This window comes from Streptomyces sp., from assembly GCF_019510245.1.
Taxonomy (GTDB): domain Bacteria; phylum Actinomycetota; class Actinomycetes; order Streptomycetales; family Streptomycetaceae; genus Streptomyces.
Genome location: NZ_JAEKKT010000038.1, coordinates 1 through 6,450, shown reverse-complemented (window position 1 = coordinate 6,450; position 6,450 = coordinate 1). Strand labels below are relative to the sequence as shown.

The 6,450-nt window shown below is 73.8% G+C and carries 7 protein-coding genes and 1 pseudogene; 6 read left to right on the top strand and 2 right to left on the bottom strand.

Going from position 1 to position 6,450, the window contains the following annotated elements:
• Positions 1-138 precede the first annotated feature (138 nt).
• Positions 139-664, top strand: a pseudogene (locus JF597_RS01305) (sugar phosphate isomerase/epimerase); the annotation flags it as partial.
• 58 nt (positions 665-722) lie between these two features.
• Here the strand turns inward: JF597_RS01305 and JF597_RS01300 are convergent.
• On the bottom strand, positions 723-2,714 hold the full coding sequence (locus JF597_RS01300; RefSeq protein WP_293987421.1) for a BTAD domain-containing putative transcriptional regulator: 1,992 nt from the start codon (positions 2,712-2,714) through the stop codon (positions 723-725).
• A gap of 57 nt (positions 2,715-2,771) precedes the next feature.
• Here JF597_RS01300 and JF597_RS01295 point away from each other — a divergent pair, with 57 nt between their 5' ends.
• On the top strand, positions 2,772-3,644 hold the full coding sequence (locus JF597_RS01295) for an alpha/beta hydrolase (RefSeq protein WP_293987419.1): 873 nt from the start codon (positions 2,772-2,774) through the stop codon (positions 3,642-3,644).
• 58 nt (positions 3,645-3,702) lie between these two features.
• Here the strand turns inward: JF597_RS01295 and JF597_RS01290 are convergent, their stop codons facing one another.
• Positions 3,703-4,161: a DUF6299 family protein gene (locus JF597_RS01290; protein ID WP_293987416.1), complete on the bottom strand. Its 459-nt coding sequence runs from the start codon at positions 4,159-4,161 to the stop codon at positions 3,703-3,705.
• Between the two features lie 277 nt (positions 4,162-4,438).
• On the opposite strand from JF597_RS01290, the gene JF597_RS01285 reads away from it, so the two are divergent.
• From JF597_RS01285 to JF597_RS01270, 4 genes are all read left to right on the top strand, one after another.
• Positions 4,439-4,633 (top strand): DUF5999 family protein, encoded by a 195-nt coding sequence (locus JF597_RS01285; RefSeq protein ID WP_189262446.1) that lies wholly within the window; start codon positions 4,439-4,441, stop codon positions 4,631-4,633.
• 105 nt (positions 4,634-4,738) lie between these two features.
• Positions 4,739-5,563: a PaaX family transcriptional regulator C-terminal domain-containing protein gene (locus tag JF597_RS01280; RefSeq protein WP_293987408.1), complete on the top strand. Its 825-nt coding sequence runs from the start codon at positions 4,739-4,741 to the stop codon at positions 5,561-5,563.
• 182 nt (positions 5,564-5,745) lie between these two features.
• A complete protein-coding gene (gene cysC, locus JF597_RS01275) occupies positions 5,746-6,297 on the top strand; it encodes an adenylyl-sulfate kinase (protein WP_293987405.1) in 552 nt (183 codons plus the stop codon).
• The coding region (locus tag JF597_RS01270; protein ID WP_293987423.1) for a phosphoadenosine phosphosulfate reductase family protein at positions 6,294-6,450 on the top strand (157 nt) is incomplete at its 3' end. The genes cysC and JF597_RS01270, both read left to right, overlap by 4 nt.

The window sequence follows — 6,450 nt, the reverse complement described above, 5'->3', positions numbered from 1 at the left end:
TCTTCCGCGACCGCGACCACCTTGTCCAAGCCGTCCGCAGCGGCCTGCGCCGCATCCAACGACGCACCGACCTCATCGAGGGTCGCCTCGCCGAAACCGTCCTCTCGCTCAACACGACAACTCAACCGAAAGGTCAGTAACAGCGAGTTCCACAGCTGGCCGGAGCGCGCGGCGGAGAACGAGGCGGCCTTCCGGCGCTCCCTGGAGGAGCTCCTCCCCATCTTCGAGCGCGACGGCGTCGCCCTCAACCTGGAGACCCATCCGGACGACTTCTGCGAGGAGAACACCCCCGCTGTCGACCTGGCCCGCGCGATCGGCAGGCCGTGGGTGAACTACCTCTACTGCGCCCCGCACTCCTTCCACCTCTCCGGGCGCCGACCCGACGGCCGACATCGCGGCGATGACGCGCTACGCCGGCGACCGGCTCCGGCATGCGCACATCGCGGACTCCTTCAACCACAAAAGGTCCAGCGGACTGCGCTACATCCTCAATCCGCCCGGTACCGCGGCCCGCATCCACCAGCACCTGGACATCGGCCAGGGCGAGGTCGACCGGGACGCGTTCTTCGGCATCGTGCGTGAGCTGGAGTTCGACGGTGTCGCCACCGCCTGCGTCTTCGACTGGGAGGAACGGGCCCGCGAGTCGTCGGCGTTCATGCCGTGATGTGTCGTTGTTCGGCCGGCCTTCGGCCGGGGGTCCAGCGTCCCTTACGAGGCGCTGCTCAGCCGAGAGCTTCCTCGATCGCCGTCAGCCAGGCGTCGACCGGACCGGCCGTCAGGAAACCGCTGCCCGCGCCGGCGAGTTGGCCGGCGGCGGGGCGCAGGGCCGACAGGCAGCGGTGCAGGGTCGGAGGGTCGTCGAGTTCCAGAGCGACGGCGGCCGCGACGCACCACAGTGCCTCCTGCACGAGGTCGGCAGGTGGCTCGGGCAGTTCGCGCAGTGCGTCGCGGGCCGCCGTTTCGTCACCGGCGGCGAGGGCGAGCGCGGGGCGGGCCCAGGGGAGGTACGGTCCCCAGTCGGCGGCCGGGTCCACGGCGTCGCGGATACCGTGCGGCCGCCCCGCCAGCCGGAGGCAGAGCAGCGCGAGGGGAAGCAGTCCGTCGCGCACCCCGGGCATACCGGACCCGTCGAGGAGCCGGCCGACCGCACGGCAGGCGGCCTCGGCGGCAGCGGGTCCGCCCCCGCCGTACCCTGTCCCGCCCGTCGCCGCCAGGCGCAGCGCCCGGTATCCCTCCGTGAACACCCTGACCAGGGGCAGTTCATGACGGCCCGCCAGCCGGTCGGCCGCCGCCGCGTGTTCGTCGGCCGTCGTGAAGTCGGCGAGGGCGGCGCGGGCCTGTGTCCGGATCAGGTGGCCGAGCACCTCGTAGGTGACCAGGCCGTGCCGGGCGGCGAGGGCGACCAGTTCGGTGCCGACGGCGTCGCGGCGCGGGGCGAGGCCGGTCCCGGTGCAGGACTGCATGAAGACGCCGTTGAGGGCGAAGGCGAGCAGCGCCGGGTCGTCCAGGCGGCGGGCGAGGTGCTCCGCCTCGGCTGCGGCCGCCACGGCACGGCCGGACCTGGTGCCGCGGGACTCCAGGGCGACGGTGGCGAGCAGCCGGCAGCGTGCCGCGTCCTGGGCCGGGGCGGCGGGGAGGCGGACGAGCGCCTGTTCGGCGGCCCGGACGATGCGGGCGGCGCCCGTCCCGTCGTCGGACCGGGGCCAGATCGCGGGGACGTCGTAGGCGCCGATGACCCGGGCGGTGAGTTCCGGATCGCCGGACTCCTCGGCCGCGGTGATCGCCGCGAGCCGGTGTTCGCGGGCGGCGGCCAGTCCGCCGGAGCCGGTCACCGCGAGGGTGCGCAGCAGTCCGACGGTCGATTCGAGCCGGGCCCGGGCACCGGCGGCGACGTTGCGGTCGTACGCCTCCGCGGCGCGGGACCAGACCCGGGCCGCCGCCGCGGCCCCGCGTTCCGCGTCCAGCCCGGGATCCTGGGCGAGCACGTCGGCCTCCAGCCGCTGAAGCGCCCGGCCCGGGTCGAGGCCCAGCCGGCCGGCGAGGGTCGCGCGGGCCCTGCGCAGCACCTCGAGGGCGTCGCCCTGGCGGCCGGTCCGGTAGAGGGCGAGCGCCAGCAGCCGCCAGGCCTCCTCGCGCCACGGATGCCCGGCGAGGTGGGCGTCCAGGTCGGGCACCGCCTCGGCCGCCCGCCCCGCCGCCAGCAGCGCCTCGGCCCGCTGCTCCACGGCCCGCAGCCGCAGCTCGGTGAGCCGCCCGCGCTCGCCCCTGCACCAGTCCTCGTCCGCGAACTCGGCGTAGGCGGGCCCCCGCCACCGCTCCAGCGCCTCCCGCAGCAGGTGCGCAGCCCGCGCGGGCTCCTCCTGGGCGGCGGTCTCCACGGCCTGCTCGAACCGCCAGGCGTCGACCGCTTCGGCGCGCAGCGCGTAGCCGGGGCCGTCGGTGACCAGCAGCCGGGCCGGGGCCCGGGGCGGCCGGCCGGGTTCGAGGGCCCGCCGCAGGTCGCCCACGAAGGTGCGGACGGCCCCGACGGCGGCGGGCGGCGGCTCCTCCCAGAGGTCGGCGACCAGCCGGGCGACGGGCACCACGCGCCGGCGGGCGACGAGCAGCCGGGCCAGTACGGCGCGGTGCCGGGGGCCCTTCAGGGCGAGCGGGAGGCCGGCGCGCTCGGCCGTCACCGACCCGAGCACCCCGAAGACCACCTCGTTCTTGCTCACCCGCCCACCGTACGTGCTGCTGATCCGCTGCTGATCCGGGCACGGGAGCCTCGGCGCATGAACATTCCCGGTTTCCAGCAGCACCGCGTCCCGGTGGCGGACGGTGTCTCCCTGCACACGGCCGTGGGCGGCACCGGCAGCCCCGTCGTACTCCTCCACGGCTTCCCCCAGACCCACCTGATGTGGCGGCACGTGGCCGTCGGGCTCGCGGCCGGCCACACCGTGATCTGCCCGGACCTGCGCGGCTACGGCGCCAGTGACAAACCGGCCGACGCGGACGGGTCGTCGTACTCGAAGCGGACCATGGCCGCGGACGTCGTGGCGCTCGCCCGGGCCCTCGGCCACGAACGCTTCGCGCTGGCCGGGCACGACCGGGGCGCCCTGGTCGCCTTCCGCGGCGGGCTCGACCATCCCGACGCGGTCACGCATCTCGTGCTGCTGGACGTGTTGCCCACCCTGGACATGTGGGAGGTGCTGCACGGCACCTCGGCCGCCGTCGCCTTCCATCTGTACCTGATGGCGCAACCGCCCGGCCTGCCGGAGGAGTTGATCGGCGCGGCCCCGGACCTGTTCTTCGGCCACTTCCTCGACCTGTGGACGCGTGCCCCCGAGGCGATTCCGGCCGACGTCCGCGCCGCCTATCTCGCGGCCTGCCGGACGGCGGTGCCCTCGATCGTGGCCGACTACCGGGCCTCGGCCGGCGTCGACACCGAGCACGACCGGGCCGACCGCACCGCCGGGAACGTGCTGCGCATGCCGGTCACCGTCCTGCAGCAGGACTGGGGTGCCGCTCTCGGCTACGACGCGGGCGCCCTGTGGCGGGCCTGGGCGCCGGACCTGGAGCACCACACGGTGACCTGCGGGCACTTCATGGCGGAGGAGGCGCCGGGCGAGGTCACCGACGCGATCAGGAAGACGCTCACCCGGTGAACGGCCGGGCCCCGGCGACCGGGGCCCGGCCGACCCGAGGGCCGTTCGAACGGGCGCTTCAGGCCTTGACGAGGGTGATGTCCTGCTCCGCGACGGCGTGGATGAACGGCAGCGGCAGGCCTCCCAGGGGGCGCAGTTCCAGGATCGTGGCCTCGACGTGCGCCGCGCCGGGCTTGAGCTTCTCCGTGGTGACCTTGCCGGTGTTCTTCCAGTTGTGCTTGGCGCCGTCGCACACGGCCTTGCTGCCGCCGATGCCGTGGTGGAGGTTCGGCGACTGCTGGCTGATCGAGGAGCTGATGAAGACCGGTCCCGTGGCACCGGTGCAGGTGTAGGTGCCGGAGAGAGTGACCGTGCCGTCGGAGGCGAGACTGCCGGTCGGGTCGACGGTGATGGACTCGGTGGGGGCGGCGGACGCGGGGTCGGGGGCGGCCGTCACGGGGGCGACGGCCGCGCACAGCAGTGCGACGGAACCGAGAGCCGCGGCGAGGGCGGGGCGTACGAGCGTGGCTACGGGCATGGCTTCCTTCCCGGAACATGGGGGCGGACCCTGCATACCGGGCGGCCTGGGCACAACGCGTGACCGTCACCCCTTCGGTGGCGCGTCCCGGCCCGCCGTCCGGGCCGCCGGGCCCCTTCCGCCGTCCCGGGCGTGCGGTGACCGTTATGGAAGCGTCCGTGAGTTGTCCGCGTGTTGTCACAGGTCGCGGCAGGTGGTTCCCCGGCGTTCACGGCGGGAGCATGGTCTTGGCATGGCTCCCGGCGAAGGCGCCGAAGGCAACCCGTGGAGGTGCGCCATGTGTTCCCACCAGTCCCCGAGCGCGACGGCCGACCGCGGCCTGGCGCACATCGTCGCCGCCCACCCCGAGCAGGGCTGGACCCTGCTGTGCGACGGGGCGATCGTCTTCGACGACACGGGCGAGCTGCATGCCGACGGCAGTGTGGTCCCGCCGCACCGCGGCCCGGCGGACCGCCTCGCCGTCGCCGCCTGACCAAGCTCCGGGCAGCCGGCGCGCGGTGTCCGGGACGGTCCCGGAATCCTGACTTGCATTCAGCCGCGCACCGAAGGTGACCAGCAGTGATGCCGGGGACCTAAAATGATCAACGTGCCCGAGCAACACGCCCCGAGGTCCCTCATCGTCACGCTCTACGGTGCGTACGGCCGCTTCCTCCCCGGCCCGGTGCCCGTCGCCGAGCTGATCCGGCTGCTGGCCGCCGTGGGCGTGGACGCCCCCTCCGTACGGTCGTCGGTGTCCCGGCTGAAACGGCGCGGGCTGCTGACGCCGGCCCGTACCGCACGGGGCGCCGCCGGGTACGAGCTCTCCGCGGAGGCACGGCAGCTGCTCGACGACGGCGACCGCCGCGTGTTCGCCTCCGCGCCGCGGCAGGACGAGGGCTGGGTGCTCGCGGTGTTCTCGGTGCCCGAGTCGGAGCGGCAGAAGCGGCACGTGCTCCGCTCCCGGCTGGCCGGTCTCGGCTTCGGCACGGCCGCGCCGGGCGTGTGGATCGCCCCGGCCCGGCTCTTCGAGGAGACCAGGCACACCCTGCGCCGGCTCGGCCTCGACCCGTACGTGGACTTCTTCCGCGGCGACCACCTCGGCTTCCAGCCCACCGCCGAGGCCGTCGCCCGCTGGTGGGACCTGACCGCGATCGCCAAGGCCCACGAGCAGTTCCTCGACGCCCACGAGCCGGTGCTGCGCGGCTGGGAGCACCGCGCCGACACCCCGCCCGAGGACGCCTACCGCGACTACCTCCGCGCCCTCGACACCTGGCGCCACCTGCCGTACACCGACCCCGGGCTGCCGACGGACCTGCTGCCGTCCGACTGGCCGGGTATCCGCTCGGCGGCTGTCTTCCACGCCCTGCACGGACGGCTGCGGGAGGCCGGGGGCGCCTTCGCGGGCCTGCAGGCGACTCCCTGAACGGCCCTGTGGACACCCCGCCTTCTGTGAAATGTTCATTGCAGGGGGCCGTGACCTCTTGCGTACCAGGAGTCACTCAGGCAAACCTCAGGTTCCTCAGCCACTCCTCTCAGACTTCTTACCTACTCTTCGACGGGTCGTACGCGAGTTCGCCGAGAAGGTAAGGAAGAGGTCTGTTGCGCATGACCACCACGCCAAGGGCTCAGGGAGCCACGGTCTGGCTGACGGGGCTGCCGAGCGCGGGCAAGACGACGATCGCCCGCCTCCTCGGGAACCGGCTCAAGGCCGAGGGGCATCGCGTGGAGGTCCTCGACGGCGACGAGATACGCCGCTTCCTCTCGGCCGGCCTCGGTTTCTCCCGGGCGGACCGCAACACCAACGTGCAGCGCATCGGCCTGGTCTCCGAGGTGCTCGCACGCAACGGCGTGCTCTCCGTCGTCCCGGTCATCGCCCCCTACGCCGACAGCCGCGAGGCGGTCCGCAACCGGCACGAGAAGAGCGGGACGCCGTACCTGGAGGTGCATGTGGCGACCCCGGTCGAGGTGTGCAGCGAGCGGGACGTGAAGGGGCTGTACGCCAGGCAGGCCGCGGGTCGGCTGACCGGGCTGACCGGCGTCGACGACCCCTACGAGCCGCCCACCGATCCGGCGCTCGTGCTGCACACCCAGGACCAGACCCCGCAGGAGTCGGCGGACGCGGTGCACGCGCTGCTGGTGGAGCGGGGGCTGGTATGAGCACCTTCACGCTCTCCCACCTGGACGCGCTGGAGTCCGAGGCGGTCCACATCTTCCGCGAGGTGGCGGGCGAGTTCGAACGGCCGGTGATCCTCTTCTCCGGCGGCAAGGACTCCATCGTCATGCTCCACCTCGCCCTCAAGGCGTTCGCCC

Coding starts and splice junctions, on each gene's coding strand:
- JF597_RS01295 (WP_293987419.1), top strand. CDS start 2,772: ATGAACATTCCCGGTTTCCAGCAGCACCGCGTCCCGGTGGCGGACGGT.
- JF597_RS01290 (WP_293987416.1), bottom strand. CDS start 4,161: ATGCCCGTAGCCACGCTCGTACGCCCCGCCCTCGCCGCGGCTCTCGGT.
- JF597_RS01285 (WP_189262446.1), top strand. CDS start 4,439: ATGTGTTCCCACCAGTCCCCGAGCGCGACGGCCGACCGCGGCCTGGCG.
- JF597_RS01280 (WP_293987408.1), top strand. CDS start 4,739: ATGATCAACGTGCCCGAGCAACACGCCCCGAGGTCCCTCATCGTCACG.
- cysC (WP_293987405.1), top strand. CDS start 5,746: ATGACCACCACGCCAAGGGCTCAGGGAGCCACGGTCTGGCTGACGGGG.